Source organism: Streptomyces dangxiongensis (assembly GCF_003675325.1).
GTDB classification, from domain to species: Bacteria; Actinomycetota; Actinomycetes; order Streptomycetales; family Streptomycetaceae; genus Streptomyces; species Streptomyces dangxiongensis.
The window spans coordinates 2860880-2885578 of record NZ_CP033073.1; the positions used below are offsets into that span (position 1 = coordinate 2860880).

19 protein-coding genes and 1 pseudogene are annotated in these 24699 nt (G+C 68.8%); 8 read left to right on the forward strand and 12 right to left on the reverse strand.

From position 1 onward, the window contains the following. Nucleotides 1-27 precede the first annotated feature (27 nt). The 4 genes from lepB to D9753_RS12535 form a co-directional block, all read right to left on the reverse strand. Complete coding sequence (lepB, locus tag D9753_RS12520) at nt 28-486, reverse strand: signal peptidase I (protein WP_121787096.1); 459 nt, start codon at nt 484-486, stop codon at nt 28-30. After that, on the reverse strand, nt 483-2345 hold the full coding sequence (locus D9753_RS12525) for an ABC transporter ATP-binding protein (RefSeq protein WP_121787097.1): 1863 nt from the start codon (nt 2343-2345) through the stop codon (nt 483-485). Before D9753_RS12525 ends, lepB begins: the two co-directional genes overlap by 4 nt. A 1-nt stretch (nt 2346) precedes the next feature. Continuing rightward, nucleotides 2347-2757 carry a hypothetical protein gene (locus tag D9753_RS36520; RefSeq protein WP_163010688.1) on the reverse strand — a complete coding sequence of 137 codons (411 nt, stop codon included), beginning with the start codon at nt 2755-2757 and terminating at the stop codon, nt 2347-2349. Nucleotides 2758-2924: 167 nt separating this feature from the next. Further along, complete coding sequence (locus D9753_RS12535; protein ID WP_121787099.1) at nt 2925-3452, reverse strand: MauE/DoxX family redox-associated membrane protein; 528 nt, start codon at nt 3450-3452, stop codon at nt 2925-2927. A gap of 791 nt (nt 3453-4243) precedes the next feature. Between D9753_RS12535 and D9753_RS12540 the strand changes: the two genes are divergently transcribed. From D9753_RS12540 to D9753_RS37865, 3 genes and pseudogenes are all read left to right on the forward strand, one after another. After that, the gene (locus D9753_RS12540) at nt 4244-5008 is read left to right on the forward strand and encodes a class I SAM-dependent methyltransferase (protein WP_121787100.1); all 765 of its coding nucleotides are present in this window, start codon (nt 4244-4246) and stop codon (nt 5006-5008) included. Beyond that, nucleotides 5005-5547, forward strand: coding sequence for a DUF1707 domain-containing protein (locus tag D9753_RS12545; protein WP_121787101.1), 543 nt, complete (start codon nt 5005-5007; stop codon nt 5545-5547). The genes D9753_RS12540 and D9753_RS12545 overlap by 4 nt, the downstream gene beginning before the upstream one ends. A 9-nt stretch (nt 5548-5556) precedes the next feature. Then, nucleotides 5557-6241 (forward strand): annotated as a pseudogene (locus D9753_RS37865) (glycosyltransferase family 39 protein); the annotation flags it as partial. Between the two features lie 19 nt (nt 6242-6260). Here D9753_RS37865 and D9753_RS12555 read toward each other — a convergent pair. From D9753_RS12555 to D9753_RS12585, 7 genes are all read right to left on the reverse strand, one after another. Further along, nucleotides 6261-7403: an ABC transporter ATP-binding protein gene (locus tag D9753_RS12555; protein ID WP_121787102.1), complete on the reverse strand. Its 1143-nt coding sequence runs from the start codon at nt 7401-7403 to the stop codon at nt 6261-6263. 29 nt (nt 7404-7432) lie between these two features. Continuing rightward, a complete protein-coding gene (locus tag D9753_RS12560) occupies nt 7433-8497 on the reverse strand; it encodes an ABC transporter ATP-binding protein (protein ID WP_121787103.1) in 1065 nt (354 codons plus the stop codon). A 10-nt stretch (nt 8498-8507) separates the two neighbouring features. After that, a complete protein-coding gene (locus D9753_RS12565) occupies nt 8508-9488 on the reverse strand; it encodes an ABC transporter permease (protein WP_121787104.1) in 981 nt (326 codons plus the stop codon). A gap of 86 nt (nt 9489-9574) precedes the next feature. Continuing rightward, nucleotides 9575-11383: an ABC transporter substrate-binding protein gene (locus D9753_RS12570; protein ID WP_121787105.1), complete on the reverse strand. Its 1809-nt coding sequence runs from the start codon at nt 11381-11383 to the stop codon at nt 9575-9577. A gap of 75 nt (nt 11384-11458) precedes the next feature. Beyond that, on the reverse strand, nt 11459-12493 hold the full coding sequence (locus D9753_RS12575; protein ID WP_121787106.1) for an ABC transporter permease: 1035 nt from the start codon (nt 12491-12493) through the stop codon (nt 11459-11461). Nucleotides 12494-13057: 564 nt separating this feature from the next. After that, nucleotides 13058-14965 carry a translational GTPase TypA gene (gene typA, locus D9753_RS12580; RefSeq protein WP_121787107.1) on the reverse strand — a complete coding sequence of 636 codons (1908 nt, stop codon included), beginning with the start codon at nt 14963-14965 and terminating at the stop codon, nt 13058-13060. 192 nt (nt 14966-15157) lie between these two features. Then, nucleotides 15158-17386: an ABC transporter family substrate-binding protein gene (locus D9753_RS12585; protein WP_121787108.1), complete on the reverse strand. Its 2229-nt coding sequence runs from the start codon at nt 17384-17386 to the stop codon at nt 15158-15160. Between the two features lie 314 nt (nt 17387-17700). On the opposite strand from D9753_RS12585, the gene D9753_RS12590 reads away from it, so the two are divergent. From D9753_RS12590 to D9753_RS12605, 4 genes are read left to right on the forward strand one after another with little or no spacing between them, the layout of a single operon-like run. After that, on the forward strand, nt 17701-17991 hold the full coding sequence (locus D9753_RS12590; RefSeq protein ID WP_121787109.1) for a hypothetical protein: 291 nt from the start codon (nt 17701-17703) through the stop codon (nt 17989-17991). A 29-nt stretch (nt 17992-18020) separates the two neighbouring features. After that, nucleotides 18021-18842 carry a hypothetical protein gene (locus tag D9753_RS12595; protein ID WP_121787110.1) on the forward strand — a complete coding sequence of 274 codons (822 nt, stop codon included), beginning with the start codon at nt 18021-18023 and terminating at the stop codon, nt 18840-18842. 25 nt (nt 18843-18867) lie between these two features. Then, entirely contained in the window at nt 18868-20799 is a 1932-nt protein-coding gene (locus D9753_RS12600; protein ID WP_121787111.1) for a fumarate reductase/succinate dehydrogenase flavoprotein subunit, read from the forward strand. Beyond that, nucleotides 20796-21566, forward strand: a complete 771-nt coding sequence (locus tag D9753_RS12605) for a succinate dehydrogenase/fumarate reductase iron-sulfur subunit (RefSeq protein ID WP_121787112.1) — start codon at nt 20796-20798, stop codon at nt 21564-21566. The genes D9753_RS12600 and D9753_RS12605 overlap by 4 nt, the downstream gene beginning before the upstream one ends. A gap of 31 nt (nt 21567-21597) precedes the next feature. Here the strand turns inward: D9753_RS12605 and D9753_RS12610 are convergent, their stop codons facing one another. Beyond that, nucleotides 21598-22818, reverse strand: a complete 1221-nt coding sequence (locus tag D9753_RS12610) for a hypothetical protein (protein WP_240468121.1) — start codon at nt 22816-22818, stop codon at nt 21598-21600. An 80-nt stretch (nt 22819-22898) separates the two neighbouring features. Here D9753_RS12610 and D9753_RS12615 point away from each other — a divergent pair, with 80 nt between their 5' ends. Further along, nucleotides 22899-24686 (forward strand): serine/threonine-protein kinase, encoded by a 1788-nt coding sequence (locus D9753_RS12615; RefSeq protein WP_240468122.1) that lies wholly within the window; start codon nt 22899-22901, stop codon nt 24684-24686. The last annotated feature ends 13 nt before the right edge of the window (nt 24687-24699 follow it).

A 24699-nucleotide genomic window follows, 5' to 3' on the forward strand; every position in this document is an offset into this window, starting at 1 on the left:
GGCGGCTGCTGGATGCGCACGTCATACTCACAGGCGCTTCCACACCGTGCCGAGTAGCTGATCCACCGGGATCAACCCGATAAGACGGGAGTCGAGACTCCGCTCCGGGTTGTCCCCCAAGAGGTAGAGGTGCCCCTCCGGTATCAGATGTTCGGTTCCTGTCTCCTGAGACCACCATGAATCACCCGAAGTGCCGGCGACCCGTTTGATCATCCATCCCTGCGCAGTGACCGATCGTCTCTCCTCCGGAACAGCCAGAGGTTTCGCCCACTCGGGCAGGTCGACAGCGGGTCGTTTCACGACCACCACTTGTCCGCGGCGGGGAATGACACCGCGCCGCACCAACACCCGATCACCTGGCTCATATTCCGGCTGCATGCTCAGTCCCTCGACGTCTACGACGATCAATCGCCGTCGAGCGACGACCATCAGTACGACCGCCACGGCCGCTGATGCGGGTATCAGGAGTGAGACCGCGAGGATCACGGCCCCACCCTGCCGCTCAAGGCGTCATCGGACTCCTGATATCCGGCTGATTGCAGAGTGAAGAGGCGCGCGTACAGACCAGCTCTTCCGAGCAGCTCCTTGTGCGTCCCGTCCTCTGCGATCACGCCGTCCGCGAGCACGACGATCTTATCCGCCTCACGCAGCGTCCCGAGTCGATGAGAAATCAACAAGCTTGTCTTGCCCTTTCTCAAGACCCTGAGCGTAGCCTGCATCTCATGCTCGGCTTCGGCGTCCATCCCGGATGACGGCTCGTCCAGGATGAGCAGGTCCCGGTCGTTACGCAGGAGCGCCCGCGCCAGCGCCACGCGCTGGGCCTGCCCTCCGGACAGGCATACACCGCTAGACTCGTCCGAGTCGTCTTCCGGACCGTGGAAGAAGATGCGAGTGATCGCCGTGTCATACCCGTGTGGAAGCTGGACGATAGTTTCATGCGCGTCCGCCAGCTTCGCTGCTTCCATGATGGCCGGCATATCATCGAGCCTCGACAGGTCACCGATACCGATGTTTTCACGGACTGACAGGTCATAACTCATGTAGTCCTGGAAAACTGCGCCAATACGTTGCCGCAAATCCTCGGGAGACATGTGCCGAAGATCGACGCCATCCCAGAGGATGGCGCCCTTGCCGGGATCATAGAACCTGCAAAGCAGCTTCACCAGAGTCGACTTGCCGGCTCCATTGACTCCGACGATACCGATGGCGGCCCCCTCAGGAATACAGAGGTTCAGCCCCCTCAACACCCACGGCTGGTCTTCCGTGTACCGGAACCATACATTCTGAAATTCGATACCCCGACGAAGCGGCAGAACAGCCGCGGGTTCTGCCGAGCGCGGCAAGTCCGACGCCATACACGCGATTTCCCGATAATGCTGGAAGAGGGCCAAAGCGTGATGAACTCTGGCGCCCTCCGCTGCCAGAGCAGCGGCCGCCGCTTGCACTCCGGCCACAGCGGCGATAAAAATTGACACGTCGCCGAGCGAAAGCGAACCGTGAGCCGATGCATAGAGGGCCCACACCAAACCAGCGCCCGATATCGATGCCGATAGTGCCGCCAGGGTCGACTGCGTACGAAATTCCCGGCGATCCACAACTCGTCGTTCTCGGTCGGCGTGTCGCCGCTCCGTCTGCATCCGTCTGAGGAGGAAACTCCCGATACCGAACAGACGTACTTCCTTAGCAGCCTCCGGGCTGGTGAGCAGTTGGTCGTAGAATATCTCGCGTCGTTCATGAGAGCTGATACGCAACAGCATGTCGGCTCGTCGCCGAGAGAGGGCGAGCTCGGCCATGAGAACCGGAACAGCAAAGATAAGCAGGAATGCGGCCATGACCGGGGCGATCACGGTCAGGGACGTCAGGAAGCCGATGGAGGTGATGACTGCCCTGGCAAAGCCCAGGGAACCCTCCAGCACTTCGTTGGTGGACCTTCGCCCGGACATGCTGGCAAGCCTCAACCGATCCAGGAAAGAAGGATCCTCCAGTCGTGCCAGTCCCACGAATCCGTTGACAGAGGTGAATAGGTTCCCTTGCGCGATAATACTGGTGACCCGACTCAGGTCGGCCCTGAAGTAATTGATCGCATGCTGGGAGAACGCTTGAACCACGCCCACCACCGCCAGCGCAACAGCCGGTACGAGTAGTTCCCCCATGGATATCCGGTCACTGAGGCGGTCCAGGGCCACCTTCACAAGCCACCCGGTCAGGACGGGGAGGACGCCGCCAAGGATGTTGAGTGACAAGTGCGCGACCGCTTTCCCGGGGGCAGCCGCCCAAACAATCTTCACAACAGCCAGCAAGCTGTTTGTCTTGCCGCCGACAGGTCCCGACTCGGTAATGGTCACGTTAGTGGGCCGCCTCGAGCGGTGCTTCAAGGAGATGCAGACCCTCGTCCAGGAGGCGTGCGGAGCTTTGAGCTGCGAAGAGGACGCGTCCTTCCGAGACGATGAAGTAACTCGGGAAGGACGAGACAGCCAGTTCGGCTTCGAGAGGCGCGGTATTCTCGCCACTCGGGACCAACTTACTCACGGCGCGCAGTTGGTCAGAATAGAATTCGATACCGTTCCGGTCACCGTTGATAACAGAGATCACTCTATCGGCAGGAATTTTCGATGCCCTGACGAACCGCAGGAAGGAAGGCATCTGCATCTTACAACCGCTGCAACCAACTGACAGAAAGACAAGAATCCATGGCCCCTGTTCTTCCGTAGGAAGACTGACCGGGGAATCCGCGAAATCCATCAACGGCGCCGGCATCGGTATCCGGGTGCCCGCAGCAGCCACTCCTCGCTCACGCCGAGCGAGTACTCCCTCCTCAACCAATGGGTCAAGTAGTTTCTTGACTCGCAGTGCGACGGCGAGAGAAAGCGCTACCCCAACTGACGAGACGAGCAGGGCAAGTACTGCTATACCAGTACCCATTGTCAGACCCTTCTGATATTTCCGGTGCCGAAGAAAAACATCGTGACTGCATTGAGATTGAACAGCATGACACCGATAGCAGTGCCCGGAGGCACAAGAACAAGGTAGTAGGCAAGTGATAGAGAATGCGCCTGCATCATGGCCCACCCGCTGACCCCACCCACGAGCATCAGTGTCACGTTTCGAACAACATGCACCCAAGAAACCGGATCGCCCTTTGTCCCCGAGCAGCCACAGGACACTGTGGGCCGTGTCCTCATGAGGTAGATGAGGTAACCCGTGAATCCTGCGAGAGAGACCTCGGCAAGTAGGAGTCCGATCCAGTAGAACGGAGGGATCAGGAGTGAAGCAGTGATGCAGAGCTCTCCACCGATGACCACTGGAGCCATATACGCTGCCAACGCAGGAAGAACGGGAGCAGTGTCGCGCAGGTGCCGGCGGAAGACATCGAATCCCCGAAATTTCAGGATCGCCGACCAGCCGAAGATCACTGCGAGTATGACTTGCCCGAAAGCTGCCGCCGGTCCCAAACCTCTGACCTCTCGTGAGTTCCATAGCCCGGCGTTGTTCGTCTCGGCCGGCGGATGTCTTCATACGCAGAGGAGGGCCGCCAGAAACCCAGGCTTCTGGCGGCCGCTCAGTTCCTAGATGTATACCTCGGTGCGGTCAATCATTCCGCAGCCAGGTTTTGACTAATAACAGCGCGTCGTGCAGTTGCTCATGTTGCAGCAGGTCTTCGTGGTGTACTGATGGGAAATCTCGTCCCACTCCCTCCAGCAGTTGGTGGGGCACATGGCCGCCGCAGCCGTCTGCGGTAGAACTTTCCCGGCAACCCGTCCCACGAGACCTCGAAGCATGGCCGACATAGTTTTCCGCTCCTTTTTCCAGCGCCCCGCTTCTGCGAGGGCTCAGCTGGTAGATGACGGCGATCCACCTGACTCGCATATGACGCCGTCGTTGCGATTGGATCTTAGGTGAAGCCTCACCTCCCGAGTCAAGCGAAATCAGGCACAGAAACTGGAACGGCTTGATTCCTCCAGTCACCAGCGAACCCCACCTCAGGACGTGATCAATTCCCTTGCCAAACTGCCGGAGCTACCCCTATGGCAACCGCGACACCCTCGGCCCGAGAAGAAGCCAGTCACCCGAAATAGTGGGATTGGCAGCGTTATAGAGCGTCGGAATTATTCGGTCCACTTCAGGCGCCGCCTACGGCTCTGCGCTTGCCGGCCGCCCTGAAGAGTGCTGCCCTCCGTGCGTTCGCCCAGAAAGAGTCCCGAAAACTGACGCACCGTTCAGCATCGTGTGGCACACTGCCGCGGTGGTGGATCACGTCTTTGCCGATCTCTCGCTCGCCGCGCTGTACGACAGCCTCAACCCCTGGGGACCGGGTGACGACTTCTACCTCGCCCTGGTGCGGGAGGCCGGGTCCGTGCTGGACATCGGCTGCGGCACCGGGCAGTTACTGCGGCGGGCCCGGGACGAGGGGCACCGGGGCCGGCTGATGGGGCTCGATCCGACCGCCGCCATGCTCGTCCAGGCGCGGCGGGCCCGGCCCGACGTCGAGTGGGTCCTCGGCGATGTACGGGTGCGGCAGTGGCGGGAGGAGTTCGACCTCGTCGTCATGACCGGGCACGCCTTCCAGGAGCTGGTCAGCGACGAGGAGATCCGGCACTGCCTGCGGGCCGTGCGCGCGGCCCTGCGGGAGGGCGGGCGGTTCGTGTTCGAGACCCGCAATCCCGGTGCCCGCGCCTGGGAGCGGTGGACCCCGGACCGGGTCCGCGAGATCACCACCGCCGACGGCGCGCCCGTACGGGTGTGGCACGAGGTTCAGGGTGACGGACTCCGGCGGGACCGGGTGCACTTCACCGAGACCTACGCCGGCCCCCACTGGCCGGCCCCCCGGACCCACCACAGCGTCCTGCGCTTCCTGGACACCGGAACCCTGGACGGCTTCCTCGCGGAGGCGGGCCTGACGGTGGCCGAGCGGTACGGCGACTGGGAGCGGGGACCGCTCACCCGCACCGCCCCGGAAGTCATCACCGTGGCCCACCGCGCCCAGCCCGGCAGTGGAGTGAAACGGTGAGCCCTCTGCCGGAAGACCACACACCGCCGATCAGCGAGGACGACCGCGACACGGCCGTGCGGCGCCTACAGGAGGCGTACGCCGAAGGGCACATCACGCACGAGGACTTGGACGGACGTCTCCACCAGGTGCTCACCGTCAGGACGCACAGCGAGCTGGCGACGGCGCTGGCCTCGCTCCCGGGGGAGAATGCGGGCACCACGTCCACGATCGCCGCCGCCGGTGGACGGATCCGCCGGCGCGGCGTATGGCGGGTACCCCGGACCCTGAAGGTCGAGTCCGCGTTCGGCAGGGTGCATCTGGACCTGTCCCGGGCGGTCATCGAGCACGCGGTCGTCGACATCGAGCTGCAACTCGGCACCGGCAGAGCCAGGATCACGCTGCCACGCGACGCGAGCGTCAACGTCGAGCGTCTCCAGGCGGGGTGGAAGGAATCGCTCTACAAGCCCCACCCGCATCCCCGCTCCGGCGGGCCAAAGATCCGGATATCCGGCACCATGGGCTTCGGACGACTGAAGATCCGCCACGCGCGGCATTGAGGCCCCCCGATCGGCCCGGCTCTCCTGCTGCCGCTCGGCGGTCTCGGAGCCCTGATGGACCAGCCGCGGGCGGGTCGTCTCTCGGTGGCGGCCGTCGGCCTGCCCCTGCTGGCCGTGCCCTACGTCGGCCTGATCGGGGTCTCCCTGGTCCGGCCCCTGTTCCTGGACCGCTGTGTCCTGTTCGGGATGCTGGGCCTGGCCCTGCTGATCGTCGCGGCTCTGGCAGCGGTGGTCCGGTCGGTGGGCCGGCGACACCCGCGCGCCGCACGATGGCTTGCCCCAGTCGCCGGCCAAGCGGTCCCCGGCCAGCCGCGTGGACGACATCCTGGCGGTGGCCGGGGATGTCCGGAGGCTGAAGAGGACCGGGGACGCCGTCGTCTCCCTGCCGGCGGACCGGCGTGACACCGCCCAGGTCTCCGCCGGTGAGTTCGCTGGCCTGCGGGACATCGCCCTGGTGACGGACCCCGTGGCGGCCGGGAACCTCAAGGGCGAGGAGGCCGCGCCGTACCGGATACGTGCCACGATGCTGACGCGGCGCCGCATCCTGCTGGTCACGGACGCGCCGGAGGTGGCCCCGCCGGTGTCAGCCGAGCGGGACAGGGTGAAGACCGCCGTTCTGAGGCGGTACTTCACCGCGGTGGCGGACGAGCGGGTCCGTGGTCGGCGGGTCACGGTGTACGAGCCTCGCCCGTAGCGCCGGATACGGGCCACCCCTACGGCTTCTCGGTCGGCTCCGTCCTGGAGGTCCCCTCCTCCAGCGCCGCCAGTGCCGGGTCCAGGATGATGTCCTCGTCCCGGGCCTCGATGGTCGGCTCCTCCGGGAAGTGGCAGGCCGTCAGGTGGCCGTCGTGGTTGCCGGGGATCTGGACGAGCGGGGGTTCCTCGGTGGCGCACTTGTCCTGCGCCTTCCAGCACCGGGTGCGGAAGCGGCAGCCGGAGGGCGGGGAGAGGGGGGACGGCACGTCACCGGCGAGGCGGATGCGCTCGCGCGAGGGCGCCCCTCCCTCCGTGAGGCTGACCTCGGGGACTGCGGACAGCAGGGCATGGGTGTAGGGGTGGCGCGGGCGGGCGTAGATGGAGTCCCGGTCGCCCACCTCGATGATCTTGCCCAGGTACATGACCGCGACGCGCTGCGAGAAGTGGCGTACGACGGCCAGGTCGTGGGCGATGAAGACGAACGCGATGCCCAGTTCCCGCTGCACCTTCTGGAGCAGGTTGACGACCTGGGCCTGGATGGAGACGTCCAGGGCGGAGACCGGTTCGTCGGCGACGATCAGCTTGGGTTCCAGGGCGAGCGCGCGGGCGACGCCGATGCGCTGGCGCTGGCCGCCGGAGAACTCGTGCGGGAAGCGGTTGTAGTGCTCGGGGTTGAGTCCGACGGTCTCCAGCAGCTCGCGGACGCGGTTCTCCCGTCCGCCGGCCGGGTTGATGCCGTTGATCTCCATCGGACCGGCGATGATCTTGCCGACCGTCTGCCGCGGGTTCAGCGACGAGTACGGATCCTGGAAGATCATCTGTATCTCGGAGCGGATCGGCGCCAGTTGCCTGCGCGTCGCACGGCTGATGTCCCGGCCGCGGTAGGTGATCGTGCCGCTGGTGGGCTCCATCAGGCGGGTGATCAGCCGGCCCGTCGTCGACTTGCCGCAGCCCGACTCGCCGACCAGGCCGAAGCTCTCGCCCTCGTACACGGTGAGGTCGACGCCGTCGACGGCCTGTACCGCGCCGATCGTGCGCCGGATCGGGAAGCCGCCCTTGACGGGGAAGTGCTTGGTCAGCCCCGAGACCTGGAGCAGCGGTTCCCCCTCCGGGCCGGTGCTCTTCTCGGCCGGGGCCGGGAGGACCAGGTCCTCTTTCATGACGGTGTCCTCCTAGGACGACTGACGACCTAGCCCAGTCGGGGCTTGATCTCCTCGATGAAGATGGTCCGCTTCCGGTCGGCGCTGAGGTGGCAGGCCGACGCCCGGCCGGGAGCCATCGGCGGCCGCTCGTTCACACAGCGTCCCGTCCCCTCCACCCGGTCCTGGAAGGTGCAGCGGGGATGGAAGCGGCAGCCGGACGGCGGGGTGAGCAGCGAGGGCGGGGCGCCCGGGATCGGGGAAAGCTGGGCGCCCAGGTCGGAGTCGAGCCGCGGCATCGAGTTCAGCAGGCCCCAGGTGTAAGGGTGCTGGGGCGCCCGCAGCACCTCCTCGGTGGTACCCCGCTCCACCGCGCCGCCCGCGTACATCACCATGATGTCGTCGGCCATGTCGGCGATCACCCCCAGGTCGTGGGTGATGAAGACGATGCCCGAGCCGAACTCGTGCTGGAGGTTCTTCAGCAGGTCGAGGATCTGCGCCTGCACCGTCACGTCCAGGGCGGTGGTCGGCTCGTCGGCGATCAGCAGGTCGGGATCGCAGATCAGCGCCATGGCGATCATCGCGCGCTGGCGCATCCCGCCGGAGAACTGGTGCGGATAGTCCTTCGCCCGCTCCCGGGGGTGGGGGATGCCGACCTTGCCGAGCATCTCCACGGCCCGTTCCCAGGCCGCCTTCTTCGAGGCGCCGGTGTGCTTCCTGTACGGTTCGGCGATCTGCCGGCCGACGGTGTAGTACGGGGACAGTGCGGTGAGCGGGTCCTGGAAGATCATGGCCACCTTGTTGCCGCGCAGCTTCTCCAGCTCCGACTCCCGGGCCGCGGTCAACTCGCGGCCGTCCAGGAGGATCTCCCCCTCGACCGTGGTGAACATCGGGTTGTGCAGGCCGAGGATGGTCAGGTTCGTCACCGACTTGCCGGAGCCGGACTCCCCCACGATGCCGAGCGTCCTGCCGCGCTCCACGTCGAAGGAGAGCCCGTCCACGGCCCGTACGACGCCGTCCTCGGTCCTGAAGCTGACGTGCAGGTCCCGGACCGAGAGCAGGGGACCGGCACCGGCCGGGGTCGGAGCGCCGGCCTCCTTGGTCACAGTGGTCACGACAGTGCTCCTAGGACAGCCGCACGCGCGGGTCGATGAAGGCGTACGCGGCGTCGACGACGATGTTGAAGAGCAGGATCATGCTGGCGGAGAACAGCATCACGCCGAGCAGGAGCGGCAGATCGCTGAAGCTGACGGCCTGCACGGCGAGTTGTCCGAGCCCCGGCAGGGAGAAGGTGAACTCGGTGATGATGGCGCCGCCGAGCAGCGAGCCGAGGTCGATGCCGAAGATGGTGACGATCGGGATCAGCGAACCGCGCCAGGCGTAGCGGAAGAAGACGTACCGCCGGGACATGCCCTTGGCGCGGGCGGTGCGGACGTGTTCCTCCTGAAGCTGTTCGATCATCGAGGACCGCGACATACGGGTGTACTGCGCCGCGAAGATCGTGGAGAGGACCACCCAGGGGATGATCAGGCCCGAGAACCAGGTGCCCGGGTCCTGGGTGAACTCGTTGTAGGCCGGCTTGTCGAACCAGTGCGTCTGGTAGACGAGGATCGCCAGGGCCAGCGGACCCAGGAAGTAGATCTGCAGCGAACTGACGATCATGGCACCGCCGGTGGCCGCCTTGTCGATCAGCGTGCCGCGTCGCCAGGCGGCGAGCAGGCCGGTGCCGAGGCCGACGATCAGGAAGCACACGGCCGCGCCGAGGGTGAGCGAGACGGTGGTGGGCAGGCGGTCCATCAGGGTGGCCCAGACCAGTTCGTTGGTGTGGTACGAGTAACCGAAGCAGGGGGCCGGGCAGGGGCCCTGGTCGAACCGGTCGCTGCCCAGCAGGAGGTTGTGCAGGAAGATCCAGTACTGCTCGGGGATGGACTTGTCCAGGCCGAGCACGTGGTGGATGTTCGCGATGCTGTCCGGGTTGCAGGTCTTGCCGCACATCAGCAGCGCCGGGTCCCGGGGCACCCCGAAGAACAGCAGGAACGCGACGATGCTCAGCAGGAAGAGGATGACGACGGCACCGAGGGTCCGGCGCAGGAGGAAGCGCAGCATGGCAGGGGCAGCTCTCTGACGTCGGCGGTCCGGGCGGTACCCGGCGCAACCGCTGTTGCGGCGCGCCGGGTACCGGGCAGGGACGGTTACTTGATGTAGAGGCGACGCGGGTCGATGCCGCCCAGCACGTCGTCGTAGACGAGGCCGCCGACCTTGGAGCCGGCGATCTGGGTCTGCTTGTAGTACCCGGTGGGGACGACGTTGACGACGTCCTTGATGAGGTACTGGTCCAGCTTCTCCCACGCGGCCGCGGACCTGACCGGGTCGGTGATCTTGTTGATCCGGTCGATCTCGCTGTTGACCTTCGGGTCGTTGACCTGCGAGTAGTTCTGCGCGCCCTCGGCGATCAGGCGGCCGTCGTACAGCGGCGGGATCACGGTCGAGGCGGACGGCCAGTCGGCGCCCCAGGCGGTGTGGAAGATGTCGTAGTTGTTGTTCAGCTTGGAGACCTGGTCGTAGTAGTTCTCGGCCGGGATCTCCTGGCGCTGGACGTTGAAGCCGGCCTTCTTCAGGCCCGCCGCCATGGCGGTGGAGTACTGCTGTCCCTCGGGCGTGTTGATGTAGCCGAAGGTCAGTTTCAGGTTGAGCTTGCCGGCCTTCTTCAGCAGCTCCCTGGCCTTGTCCGGGTCACCGGCGGGCTTCTTCTTCTTGCCGTGCGGGTCGAAGGCGGCGTCGTAGCCGGAGACGGTCGGGGAGATCGCGCCGCCCGCGACCTCCATGGCGTCGTCGCCTCCGTAGGCACGGACGAAGGGGGTGATGGGCAGGGCGTAGGCGATGGCCTCGCGGACCGTCTTGTCCTTCAGCGCCGGGTGGCTCATGTTGATGTTCATCTGGCCCACGTACGGCTGGTAGCCGGAGACCGTACGGGACTTCAGGCCCGGGTCCTTGAGCACCTTGGACAGGTTGCCGGCGTCGACCTGGTTGTTGAGGCTGAGGCCGGTCCTGTCCGCGCCGCTGTCGGCGAGCAGGGCCTTGGTGGAGGTCTCGTACTGCTGGTTGAACGTGATGGTGAACCGGTCCACGTACTGGTGGCGGATCGGGTCCGTCTTCGGGTCCCAGTCGGTGTTCTTGACCAGCACCATCGACTTGCCGGACTTGAACGACTGGATCTTGTACGGGCCGGTCACCACGGGCGCCTTGTCGTAGCGCTGCTTGGTGTCGCCCTTCTGGGAGACGACGGCGTAGCCGGCCATCGCGAGCGCGTAGGGCAGGTCGGGGTGCGGGGTCTTGAAGTGGAAGACGACCGTCTTCGGGTCCGGCGTCTCCAGGACGGAGGAGGGCAGGTGCTTGCCCTTGTACGGGCCGTCCTTGAGCAGGTTGCGGTAGGCGGTGCCCGGCTTGTCGGCGAGCCACTGCTGGAGGTAGGTGGGGCCCTGGTTGATGAACGGCGCGAAGAGCCGCTCGACGCTGTGCCGGACGTCCTTGGAGGTGATCGGGGACCCGTCCTGGAACTTGACGCCGTCCTTGAGGGTGTACTTCCAGGTCTTGCCGCCGTCGGTGGTGGTGCCGGAGTCGGTGGCGAGGTCGCCGACCACCTCGTGCTTGCTGCCGTCGTTGCTCGTGGCCTTGTAACCCGTCAGGCCCCGGTGGATCAGCGAGGAGAGGGAGCCTTCGTCGGAGACGTAGATCTGGCCCGGGTCGAGGTGGGCGTAGCTGTCGCGCTGGAGCACCTCCATGGTGCCGCCGGGCTTGGCGCCGGGCACCTCGGCCGCGGGACCCGTGGAGGCGGCCGCGTCGCCGAACTCGATGGACGCCTGCTGGCGTTTGGCGTTCTCCTGCTGCTTCTTCTCGTCGCCGCCGCCGTCGCTGCCGCCCTTGCTGCAACCGGTGAGCACAAGAGCCCCGGCCGCGAGCACGGAGAGTGCGCCGTAGGCGTGGCGTCCGCCCCTACTCATCACGAAGATTCCCACCCATCTGTGTGTCACCAGTGCGATCTGTGTGTCACCAGTGCGAAAGAGAGCCAGCTTGGGTCAGCGCGCTGTCTTGGGATCGAACGCGTCTCTGACCGAGTCCCCGAGCAGGTTGAACGCGACGACGAATATGATCATCGAGATGCCGGGGAAGAACATGTAGGTGATGTCGTTCTGCATCACCAGTTCGGTGGACGCCTTGGAGAACATCTGCCCCCAGTCCGGCGTCGGTTCGACGATGCCCACGCCGAGGAAGGACAGACCGGCCTCGGCGGTCACGAAGCCGGGCAGCAGATACGTCGACTGCACCAGCAGCGGGGTGACGATGTTCGGCAGGATCTCCTTGCGGATGATCCGCCACGGCGAGGCCCCGCTGACCCTGGCCGCCTCGATGAACTCCCGTTCCCGCAGGGAGAGTGCGGTGCCGCGCAGGATGCGGCCGAGGCCCATCCAGCCCAGGAGCCACTGGACGAGGATCAGCGCCACCACGCGGACGTACGTGGGCGTCTCGTCGCGCGGGCTGACGAACAAGGAGACCACGACCGGCATGCTCGCGATGAAGAACAACTGGGCCGGAAAGGCGAGCAGGAAGTCGGTGAGCCGCCCGATGGCGTAGTCGGCCTTGCCGCCGAGGTAGCCGGCGGTGACCCCGAGCAGGATGCCGGTCACGACGACCGCGACGGTGACGGCGACCGAGATCATCAGCGAGGTGCGGATGCCGTAGATCAGCTTGGTGAAGACGTCGTAGCCGTTGCCGGGTTCGAGGCCGAACCAGAAATCGCCGCTGATGCCGCCGTTCGGCTGCACCGGTACGCCGGCGCTGTCGAAGAGTTCGGGGCGCTCGTCCGCGTACACGGTGTACGGGTCCTTGCCGTACGCCTTGGAGATCAGCGGGGCGAGCAGTCCGATCAGGAAGAAGAAGCCCACGACGTAGGCCGAGATGATTCCCGTGCGGTCGCGCTTGAAGCGCGTCCACATCAGCTTGCCGGGGGACCGGCCTTCGAGCCTGACGGGTTCGTTCTTCGCCGGCGGCCCTGGTTCGCCGTCGACGACGACCGAAGTCCCGCCGTCCTCGATGTCGATAGGACTTGTCACGGTTCGTCCGTTTCACAGGTATGAGTGTGAGAGGTGCCCGGGTACTCCGAGGACGCGCGGGACCGCAGTCGGACGCGCGTAGTTCTACAGCCGAATCACACCGCTGGAAGCGACGAACTGACCCACTTGGTGTTCGTGACACCGCGCATGGGGGTTCCTCCTCATGACTCCACGTGTTCACCAACAGGAGAGGGTTTCCGTCTTCCCTCCGACACCCCTGACGGAGAGTCAGACACCCTCTGGTGCTCGCGAGTCGGCGCTGTCCCCACAGCGCGTGACCCATTGACCCGAGCGCTACGCGGCTAACTATCTGGCATGAGGCAGGTGGCGACCACCGTCTTTAAATCTCAATTCAGTCACGGCTGACGCGGAGAACTTCCAAAAACTGGACAAACTGTTCGCCAGGAGAAGGCCGCGAAACGGACGTGTTACATGGGTATCGGTCCAGGATCTCCGCAATCCGGACACCGGGGGCCCGGCACCGCCCGCCGGCCCCCGAAAAACGGGTTGCAAAAAGCCCGGGCACCCCCGTCATGGGGGTGCCCGGGCTCAACCGTCCTGCGATCAGCCGTGCTTGGCGCGGCTCGCGGCGCGGGCGCGCTCACGCTGGTCGAGGTTGACCTTGCGGATGCGAACGGCCTCCGGGGTCACCTCGACGCACTCGTCGTCGCGGCAGAACTCCAGCGACTGCTCCAGCGACAGCTTGCGCGGCGGCACGATCGCCTCGAACGAGTCGGCCGACGAGGACCGCATGTTCGTGAGCTTCTTCTCCTTGGTGATGTTGACGTCCATGTCGTCGGCGCGGGAGTTCTCCCCGACGATCATGCCCTCGTACACCTCGGTGCCCGGATCCACGAAGAGCACGCCGCGCTCCTGAAGGTTCGTCATCGCGAACGCGGTGACGGCGCCGGAGCGGTCGGCGACCAGAGAGCCGTTGTTACGGGTCGTCAGGTTGCCGAACCAGGGCTCGAAGCCCTCGTGGATGGAGTGGCCGATGCCCGTGCCCCGGGTCTGGGTCAGGAACTCGGTACGGAAGCCGATGAGACCGCGCGAGGGCACGACGAACTCCATGCGGACCCAGCCGGAACCGTGGTTCGACATGTTGTCCATGCGGCCCTTGCGGACGCCCATGAGCTGCGTGACGGCGCCCATGTGCTCCTCGGGCACGTCGATCGTCATGCGCTCGACCGGCTCGTAGACCTTGCCGTCGACGTCCTTGGTGACCACCTGCGGCTTGCCGACGGTCAGTTCGTAGCCCTCGCGGCGCATCTGCTCGACCAGGATGGCCAGCGCCAGCTCACCACGGCCCTGCACCTCCCAGGCGTCTGGACGCTCGGTGTCGAGAACCCGCAGGGAGACGTTGCCGATCAGCTCGCGGTCCAGCCGGTCCTTGACCTGGCGGGCGGTGACCTTGCGGTCCTTGACGGCGGCCTTGGCGTCGGCGCCCTTGCCGGTGCCGCCGCGGCCGACCAGCGGCGAGGTGTTCGTCCCGATCGTCATCGAGATCGCGGGCTCGTCGACCGTGATCAGCGGCAGCGGGATCGGGTTCTCGGTGTCGGCGAGGGTCTCACCGATCATGATGTCGGGGATACCGGCGACCGCGCAGATGTCACCCGGGGCGGCCTTCTCGGCGGGCTTGCGGGTGAGCGCCTCGGTCATCATCAGCTCGGAGATGCGGACGTTGCTGATCGTCCCGTCGCGCTTGATCCAGGCGACCGTCTGGCCCTTGCGCAGTTCGCCCTGCTCGACGCGGAGCAGCGCGATACGGCCGAGGAAGTTGTCGGCGTCGAGGTTGGTGACGTGGGCCTGGAGCGGCGCGTCCTCCTCGTACGTCGGGGCCGGGATGTGGTCCAGGATCGTGGAGAAGAACGGCTCCAGGCTGTCGCTGTCGGCCGGGACCGTGCCGTTCTCCGGCTTGGTCAGCGAGGCGATGCCGTCACGGCCGCAGGCGTAGACGATCGGGAACTCGATCTGCTCCTCGTCGGCGTCCAGGTCGAGGAAGAGGTCGTAGGTCTCGTTGACGACCTCGTCGATCCGGGCGTCGGGGCGGTCCGTCTTGTTGATGCAGAGGATGACGGGCAGCCGGGCCTGGAGGGCCTTGCGCAGCACGAAGCGGGTCTGCGGCAGCGGACCCTCGGACGCGTCCACCAGCAGCACGACACCGTCGACCATCGACAGACCACGCTCGACCTCGCCACCGAAGTCGGCGTGGCCGGGGGTGTCGATGATGTTGATGGTGATCGGGTCCCCGCCGTCCTTCGGGTGGTACTTGACCGCCGTGTTCTTGGCGAGGATCGTGATGCCCTTCTCACGCTCCAGGTCGTTCGAGTCCATCATGCGGTCGTCGACGCCCTCGAGCTGGTGGGCGGCGAACGCGCCGGCCTGCTTCAGCATGCCGTCGACGATGGTGGTCTTGCCGTGGTCGACGTGGGCGACGATAGCGACGTTGCGGATGTCGTGGCGCGTGGCCATATTGCGGCGTACTCCCGGAGTGGTGAGAAGGCCCTGCTCTGACGTCCGTGTGACGCGGGCCTGCCGGGCTTGACACGCCACGGCCTCACCCCATCGTACGTGTCCTTCGCGGCGGGGGCGCGCCGGGCCGACGTAAGAGGCCCGGGACACCGCCGTTCCCCTACATCAGCGGGCCGTCACCCACCCGCGCCGTCACTTGTCCGGGCTGCCGCTCGCGGGGCTCGCGGAGACCCGCACACCCTTCTTCAGGAAGCCCATGTCCTCGTACACCGGCGTCTGGAATCCGAACGCGCCCGCGTTGACCAGGTTCTTGCGCACCCCCACCAGCTCCGGCCGCTGGTAGAGCGGGATCGAGCCGGCGGCGGCCCAGATGCGCGCGTCGGCCTTCCTGATCAGGTCGCGCTCCTCGTCCTCGTCCAGCGTGGTCGCGGCCCGGTCGAAGAGCTGGTCGACCTGGTCGGTGCCGACCCGGGTGAAGTTCTGCTCGACGTTCACCGAGCCGTCGGCCGCCGGGACCGGCTTGGCGTAGACCGGCCGGGCGTCGGTGGCGGGGAAGGCCGAGGACGGCCAGGAGTACAGGGCGAGGTCGTAGTCGCCGGAGGCGATGTGGTCCTTGAAGTAGCTGTCGTCCGACACCTTGGTGATCGTCGTGCGGATGCCGACCTGCCCCAGCATCGCGGAGATGCGTGCGGCGACCGAGCCGAGGATGTCCGAGCCGGGCCCGGAGGGCAGCACGAAGCGGAGCGCGAGCGCCTTGCCGTCCTTGGCGAGCGGTCCGGCGGGGGCGGCGGCCGGGGCGGCCGTGCCCCGGGGGGCGTACGCGCCGGGCGCGCCGCCGTGCCTGCCCTCCTGCGCGAGGTCCTTGTCGCCGTGCTCGCGCTTGTCGTCGGCGGGCGCCCGCCGCTTGTCCTTGCCGTCCCGGTGCTGACCCTCGTCGTCGCCGCGCTCGTCGCCGCCGTGCTCGCCGTCGTGGCCCTTGTCGTCCTCGCCGACGATGTACTGGCCGTCCTGGCCGCCGTCCGGGACGTCCTCGGAGGGCTTCTGGGGACCGGCCGCCTTCTCGCCCTTCTTCTCCGCCCGGACCGGGCCGCCGGCCACCCACCCGGCGTCGGCGAGCAGCGCCTGCGCCTCCTTGGTGTCCTGGTCGCCGATCGCGCCGCTGCTGTCGGCGTAGGCGATCTGCCCGGACAGGGCGAGGTGGCTGCCGACCGGTACGGCGGGCAGTCCCAGCGGGGTGAGGACCAGCCGGGCCAGTTCGGCGCGGTCCAGGGCGCGGGCGACGGCCCGGCGGACGCGTTCGTCGGCGAGAGGGCCCGAGGAGCCGTTGAGGGCGAGCTGGGTGTAGGCGGGTTCCAGGGACTTGCGGACGTCGAGATCGCGCAGTGCCTGCTGCTGCTCCAGGTACCGCTTGATGACCGTGCGCAGCTTCTTCTTCGCCCTGGGCACCTCGTCGGAGTCGAAGCCGTGCGCGAGCGCCCAGGAGCGCAGTTTCTTCACCGACGTCCGGCCCGAGCCCTGGAGCGGGGTGCCGGTGCCCTTCTGCCGGCCCGCGAGGCCGATCCGCTGGGCCTCGGTGGAGTCGACCTCGGCGAGGTCCACGCTGCCGTCGGCGAGCGCGGCGGCCCGCTTGTCGCGGGCCACCGCGTGCAGCACGATCTGGTTCAGCTTGGCCGGCTTGCCCCACCAGCGCGGGTTGCGGCCGAGGACGACGTCCTTCTCTGCGGTGTCGACCTTCTCCACCCGGAACGGCCCGGCGGTGACCTTCAGCTTGCGGCGGGCGCCGTCGTTGAAGGCGTCGGGGGTGCCCATGACGTCCTTCGGGTAGAGCGGGGAGAACAGCGATTTCCAGTCGGCGTAGGGGCGGGAGAAGGTGACCCGGACCTGGAGGTCGTTGGCGCCGCGCTCGATCTTGGCGATGCGGTCGTAGCCGGCGTTGCGGGCGGTCCAGTAGGCGCTGTCCTTGCCGGACAGGGCGCGCCACTGGGCGGCGAAGTCGGCCGCGCCGATCTCCCGGCCGTCGCTCCAGACGGCCTGCTGGTTCAGCTTGTACAGCACGACCTGGCGCGGCTCGGTCTCGATGACCTTGGCCGATTCCAGATAGGCGGGATCGGCCACCGGGCGGCCGTTCACGTCCAGCCGGAACATCGACGGCAGTACGGCCTGGGCGATGCGGCTGGTGCCGGCGTCGGCGTCGGCCTGGAAGGTGTTGAGGGTCTCCGGGACGGCGTCCACGGCCCACTTCAGGGTGCCCCCGTCGGCGACCTGCGCGCGGGCGACGGGGACGATGTCCTGCCCGGCGAGGGGGCCCGCGGGTTTGTCGTCGGAGCCGCAGCCGGCCAGGAGCGGCACCGCGAGCGCGCCCGCGGTGAGGAAGACGGCCGAGCGCATGACCGCGCGCGGGCCGACGCCGTGGTGGGACATCTCTGCTACCTCCGGGAAGCCGCGGGGCTTATGCTCACTTTTGTGGCTATATGGAACTGATCACTTTTGGCGGTATATGGAGCTGATCAGATCTATGCGGCCACTGAAGAGGAAAGGTTCCAGCCACAGAGGGCGACACGGCGATGACGGGCGGTAACCCCACCCGTGCGGCGCAACACCCCCCTAGATGCATCCGTGCGCCTCCGCCAATCGCCGCACATGCCTTCCCACCGGCACGTGTGACGCGCGAGACTCCAAGGCGCATGAACGTTGCCGCCCAGGGCCCACGGGCCCGTCACATTGAGGGGCAAGTCATGACCGTGCACGACGACATCACCTCGGCCCAGCGTTCCCTCGACGACCTGCACCGGTCGCTGGCACGCCTGGAGCACCAGCTCGACCGCGGCAGCCTCGAGATGCGCCGGGTCCGGCTGGACGCCGATCATCTGCGGGAGAGCCTGGCACTGCTGAGGGCGGCGGCCGCCGCACCGGACGCGGCCCGCCGGCCGGACCTCGTGACCATCTCCGACACGCCCTACGACATCAGCCTGTGGACGGACTCGGACGACGAGGGCCTGGGCGCCCGCGACCGCCGCGCCCCCTGAGGAACCCCTACCCGAACCGGAGTCCTGACTTGGCCACTGGTACGGAACCCCGACCGGACAGTCGCGGCGTGCGGGCCCGTCCGCGCGCCGCGATCACCGCCCCGCACCTGCGGACCGACCGCTGGTGGCTGGCGCCCGCCGTCACCGCGGCCGGCCTGTTCGCCTTCGTCGTCTACTCGACCTGGCGGGCCTTCGCCAACGCCCACTACTACGCGGCGCCCTACGTCTCGCCGTTCTACTCGCCGTGTCTGGCGGAGAACTGCCAAACCATGCGCGCCGGACCGAACGCCGGCCTCCTCGGTGGCTGGTGGGGCCTGTCCCCCGCGCTCGTCATCCTCATCTTCCCGCTCGGCTTCCGCCTGACCTGCTACTACTACCGCAAGGCGTACTACCGTGCGTTCTGGGCGTCCCCGCCCGCCTGCGCGGTGGCCGAGCCGCACCGGACGTACACCGGCGAGACCCGTTTCCCGCTGGTCCTCCAGAACATCCACCGGTACTTCTTCTACGCCGCCCTGCTGGTCGCCGGGGTGCTGACCTACGACACCGCGCTGACCTTCCGGGACACGCACTACCGCTGGGGCCACATGGGCCTGGGCACCCTGGTCTTCCTGGCCAACATCGTACTGATCTGGGCGTACACCCTCTCCTGCCACTCCTGCCGGCACATCGTCGGCGGCAAGCTCAGACACTTCTCCCGGCACCCCGTGCGCTACCGGGCATGGCAGTTCGTCGGCAGGCTCAACGCCCGCCACATGCAGCTCGCCTGGGCGTCGCTGCTGAGCGTGGCGCTCGCCGACTTCTACGTCTATCTCGTCGCGTCCGGCGTCTTCGACGACCCGCGCTTCTTCTAGAGACTCCAGTGAGGGAACTGAACTGATGTCCGTGGTGGACCGGCAGGAGTGGGACGTCGTCGTGGTCGGTGCCGGCGGCGCGGGACTGCGGGCCGCGATCGAGGCACGCGAGCGGGGCGCCCGCACGGCCGTGATCTGCAAATCCCTGTTCGGCAAGGCGCACACGGTGATGGCCGAGGGCGGCATCGCGGCGGCCATGGCCAACGCCAACGAGCACGACACCTGGCAGGTCCACTTCCGCGACACCATGCGCGGCGGCAAGTTCCTCAACCAGTGGCGGATGGCCGAGCTGCACGCGCAGGAGGCCCCGGACCGGGTGTGGGAGCTGGAGACCTGGGGCGCGCTGTTCGACCGGACGAAGGACGGCCGCATCTCGCAGCGCAACTTCGGCGGGCACGAGTACCCGCGGCTGGCGCACGTCGGCGACCGCACCGGCCTGGAACTGATCCGCACGCTCCAGCAGAGGACCGTCGCGCTGCAACAGGAGGACTTCGCGGAGACCGGGGACCACGAGTCGCGGCTCAAGGTGTTCCAGGAGTGCACCGTCACCCGGATCCTCAAGAACGGCGACCGGGTCTCGGGAGTGTTCGCGTACGAGCGGGAGACCGGCCGTTTCCTCGTCCTCCAGGCACCCGCCGTGGTCCTCGCGACCGGCGGCATCGGCAAGTCCTTCAAGGTCACGTCGAACTCCTGGGAGTACACCGGCGACGGCCACGCGCTGGCACTCCTGGCGGGCGCCCCCCTGCTGAACATGGAGTTCGTGCAGTTCCACCCGACGGGCATGGTCTGGCCGCCGTCGGTGAAGGGCATCCTCGTCACCGAGTCGGTGCGCGGGGACGGCGGGGTGCTCAGGAACTCCGACGGCAGGCGGTTCATGTTCGACTACGTCCCGGACGTCTTCAAGGACAAGTACGCCGAGGCGGAGGACGAGGCCGACCGCTGGTACGACGACCCGGACGACAACCGCCGGCCCCCCGAGCTGCTCCCGCGCGACGAGGTGGCCCGGGCGATCAACGCCGAGGTGAAGGCGGGCCGGGGCTCCCCGCACGGCGGGGTGTTCCTGGACGTGTCGACCCGGATGCCCGCCGAGGTGATCCGGCGCCGGCTGCCGTCGATGTACCACCAGTTCAAGGAGCTGGCCGACGTCGACATCACGGCCGAGGCGATGGAGGTCGGGCCGACCTGCCACTACGTGATGGGCGGCATCGCCGTCGACTCCGACACGGCGGCGGCCCGCGGGGTGCCGGGACTGTACGCGGCCGGTGAGGTGGCCGGCGGCATGCACGGCTCCAACCGGCTCGGCGGCAACTCCCTCTCCGACCTGCTGGTGTTCGGCCGCCGGGCGGGCCGGCACGCGGCGCAGTACGCTCAGGTGCTCGCCCACCGCCGTCCGCCGGTGGACGACGCCCAGGTCGACACGGCCGCGGCGGAGGCCCTGCGCCCCTTCTCCGCGGAGACGCAGGGCGGCACGGACGCGCCGGAGAACCCGTACGCCCTGCACCAGGAACTCCAGCAGACCATGAACGACCTGGTCGGCATCATCCGCCGCGAGGGCGAGATGGAACAGGCCCTGCACCGGCTGGCCGCGCTGCGGGCCCGCGCCCGGCGGGCCGGCGTCGAGGGCCACCGCCAGTTCAACCCCGGCTGGCACCTCGCCCTGGACCTCAGGAACATGCTGCTGGTCAGCGAGTGCGTGGCCCGGTCCGCGCTGGAGCGCACCGAGTCACGCGGCGGGCACACCCGCGAGGACCACCCGGCGATGGACCGCGCCTGGCGCAACGTGAACCTGCTGTGCGCCCTCGCCGACCCCACCGGCGCCCTCGCGGCGGCCGACCCCGCCCGGGGCCAGATCCGGCTGACCCGCGAGAGAACCGAACCCGTCCGCCCGGACCTGCTCGCCCTCTTCGAGAAGGAGGAGCTGGTCAAGTACCTCGCCGAGGAGGAGCTGTACGAGTGAGCAGCTACGAGGCCCGCTTCAGGGTGTGGCGGGGCGACGCACAGGGCGGCGGCCTGACGGACTACACGGTCGAGGTGAACGACGGCGAGGTGGTCCTGGACATCGTCCACCGGCTGCAGGCCACCCAGGCACCCGACCTGGCCGTGCGCTGGAACTGCAAGGCGGGTAAGTGCGGTTCGTGCTCCGCGGAGATCAACGGCCGCCCGCGGCTGCTGTGCATGACCCGCATGTCGGTCTTCGACCGCTCGGAGACGATCACGGTCACCCCGCTCCGCGCGTTCCCGGTGGTCCGGGACCTGGTGACCGACGTCGGCTTCAACTACCAGAAGGCGCGGGAGGTCCCGGCGTTCGTGCCGCCCGCCGGGGTGGCACCCGGCGAGTACCGCATGATGCAGGAGGACGTGGACCGCTCGCAGGAGTTCCGCAAGTGCATCGAGTGCTTCCTGTGCCAGAACACCTGTCACGTCGTGCGCGACCACGAGGAGAACAAGACGGCGTTCGCGGGCCCGCGCTTCCTGATGCGCGTCGCCGAACTCGACATGCATCCCCTGGACGCGGCGGCCGACACCGGCCTGGACCGCGCGCGCACGGCCCAGGACGACCACGGCCTCGGCTACTGCAACATCACCAAGTGCTGCACGGAGGTCTGCCCCGAGGGCATCCGGATCACGGACAACGCCCTGATCCCGCTGAAGGAACGGGCGGCCGACCGCAAGTACGACCCGCTGGTGTGGCTGGGTTCGAAGATCAGGAGGCGGTCTCCCTAGCGCCCGGGAGCCGGACACCGCGCGGCCCCGGTCAGCCGGCCCAGTCCTCCTCGTAGGCCCGCCAGTCCGCCTCCGTCGCCGCGAAGTCGACATACAGGGCGACGCCGAACCGGGTGCGGCCGGCGTCGCCGCGGGACAGGCCGAGCCGGACGCCGCGCACGGCGGCCGGGACCGTCTCCGCGCGGGCCCGGTGGCCGAAACGGTTCTCGTGGTAGAAGGGCAGGCCCATCAGGAGGTCGGTGGTGTCCGGGGTGACCTCCAGGGCGAGGCCGGTCTGCTGGGCGACGTAACCCCCGTACAGGCTCGCCAGCGGCTGCATGGTGTCGTACGACATCACGGCGATCTGGTCCACCCGGCGTGCCACCTGCCCGAAGTACGACTGCGACCACCACTTGGGGTGGCCGGTGGTCGCACCCCAGAAGGAGTGGAAGGCGGGCAGCGGGTCGATCTGGTGGGCGGCGACGGAGAGCAGTGCGTGCCGGGAGCGGGTGAGGGCCCGCAGGTCGTCGAGGAGGCGCAGATAGTCAAGGTCGCCCGAGTGGACGGGCTCCAGATCGAAGTGGGCGCCCTCGAACCCGGCGTCGAGGATCCGGCGGGTGGAGCCGGCGATCGCGGCCCGCGTCGCCGGCCGCTCCAGCCGCAGCCCGTCCGGGCTCTCTCCGGCCAGCGTGTCGCCGAGCCAGGCCTGGACCCGGACGCCGGGCAGCTCCCGGTGCAGGGCCCCGATCAGCCAGCGGGCGTTCCGGTAGACGGACGGGGGCAGCGTGCCGTCGTGCTCCAGCGGTCCCGAGTGCACGTACAGGTCCCGGATCCCGCTGCCCCGCAACCGCCGGGCGAGCGCCGTGACGTCCTTCCCGCCCTTGCGCCCGTCCACCCAGGCGTGCCCCAGCCACAGGGCGTCCCGGTGCCGGGTGCGGGTGCCGGGGGCCGGGTCGCCGGTGTAGTTGAGCCGCAGGGCCGTCTCGGCGGTGAGGACCGGGAGCAGGAGAAGGACGAGGGCGGCGCAGACGTGGCGGACCACCCGGCGCCGCCACGACCGGGACGGCCTCCGCGGGGCCGCCGGGGGGTGCGCGGTGCCGGGGGTGCCGGTGCCGTCGGGGATATCGCGGGTGCCGGTGCCGTCAGGGTTGTCGGGGCTATCGGTTTCGTCGGTCCGAGGTTCGTCCGTCCGGCGTGCACCGGCCCGGAGAACGTCGCCCGTGACCTGATTCCGACGGTCCTCGCCGCCGCGACCGTCCCGGTGGTCGTCCATCGCGTCCCCCTGTCCGCCTGGTCCCCCACCCGCCCCCGTCCCGGTCGCGGAGCCGCCGACCTGCCCATACGCTCCGGAAGGTGACGTCCTCCCTGATCCGGGGCCGGTCCCGGCGTACCGCGGTGCACACAAGGGCGCGGGTGGCGCGTGCGGTGCTGGGCGGCCTGGCCGGAGCCGGGTGGCTGGTGTTGCCGGTGATGACGGTGGCGGCGCATGATCCGGTTCCCGTGGCCCCGGCAGGCACGGTGGCCGGTGCCGCCCAACGGCAGGACGAGACGTCCTCGGCCGACCTCGTGCTGCCGCTCGTCGCCGGGGTCGCGGCCGTGTCCCTGGCCGGATACGGCTATCTGCGCCGCACCCGGCGCGCCCGCACCCGGACGACCCCGGGGACGGTCTCCGCGCGACCGCCCGCACCCACCCGGGCCGACTCCGAACGGCAGGCCCGGGCGGCACTGCTGCTGGCCGACGAGTGCGTGCGGACCAGCCGGGAGGAACTGTCCTTCGTCCGGGGCCTGTTCGGGGAGGAGCGGACGGAACCGTTCACGCATGCGCTGCGGGCCGCCGAGACCGAGCTGTCGGCCGCGTTCGCGATCTGGCGGCGGTACGAGGAGGGCGCCCCGGAGGACGCGGGCGCCCGGCGGCAGGCTCTGGTGGGCGTGATCGGCCGCTGCGCGGAGGCCGGCCGCCGCCTGGACGCGGAGGCGGTGGCGCTGGACGGACTGCGCGGGCTCGGCGGCGCCGGGGCGGATGCGGGGGCGGCGCGTGGGCCGGGGGCGGACGGGCGGGGGGCCGGCGGGCGCGGTGGTGCCGGTGCGGCGCTGGAGGTGGCCGAGGGCCGGTTCCGGGACGTCGCGGCCCGGACGGTGACCGCGCAGGAGACCCTGGCCGCGCTCCCCGAGCGGTACACGTCGACCGCCTCGGCGCCCGTCGCCGGCTACGTCGAACAGGCCACGGACCGGCTGGTGTTCGCCACGGCCCGGCTCAACGAGGCCCGCCGGGCCGCCGACGTGGACGACGGGGAACGGACCGCCCGGCACCTGCGTGCCGGGGAGGGCGCGGTCGCCCAGGCCGAGATCCTGGTGGGCGCGGTGGAGCGGCTCGCGGCGTTGCTGCGGGAGGCGGCCGGACTGGTGCCGGCCGCGCTGACCGGTGCGGAGGCGGAGCTGGCGGCGGTCCGGGGCGGTGAGCGGGGCTCGCCGGCCCCGGACGGGCCGCGTACCCGCCTCGCCCACGCGGACGGCGTGCTGGCGGCGGTCCGCGAGGAGCTGACCGGTGGGCCGTACGACCCGCTGGACGCCCTGCGCCGGATCAGCCGGACGGTGGAGTGGCTGGGCGGGGCGCGGTCCGGTGTGCTGGGCACCGCCGCACTGCTCGTGGCGCGCGGTTCCGTCGCGGGGGCGGAGGCGTTCGTGGGGGCGCACCGGGGAGCGGTGGGCACGCAGACCCGGGCCAGGCTGGCGGAGGCGGTGCGGGAGCTGGGTGCGGGCCACCCCGGCCGGGCCGACTCGGTGGCCCGGGAGGCGCGGGAGCTGGGCGAGCGGGATGTCCGGGCGTACAGCAACCCGTACGCCGGTGCCGGAGGAAAGGCGGCCGGTGCCGGAGGGGCCGGCAGAGAGACGGCCGGTGCCGCCGGTGCCGGAGGGGCCGGAGAGGACGCGGCCGGCGTCGGAGGGGAGGCAGCCGGTGTCGCCGGTGCTGCAGGGGATGCGGCCGGGGCCGGAAGGGAGGCAGCCGGTGTCGCCGGGGCTGAAGGGGAGGCGGCCGGTGTCGGAGGGGGGCTGGGCGGCGTTCTCCTGGCCGAGGACCCGGACGGCGGCCCCCCGGCGAGCTTCGGCGGGCCCCTCACCCGGTCCCGTCACCACCTCTGACCGCCCGGCGCCG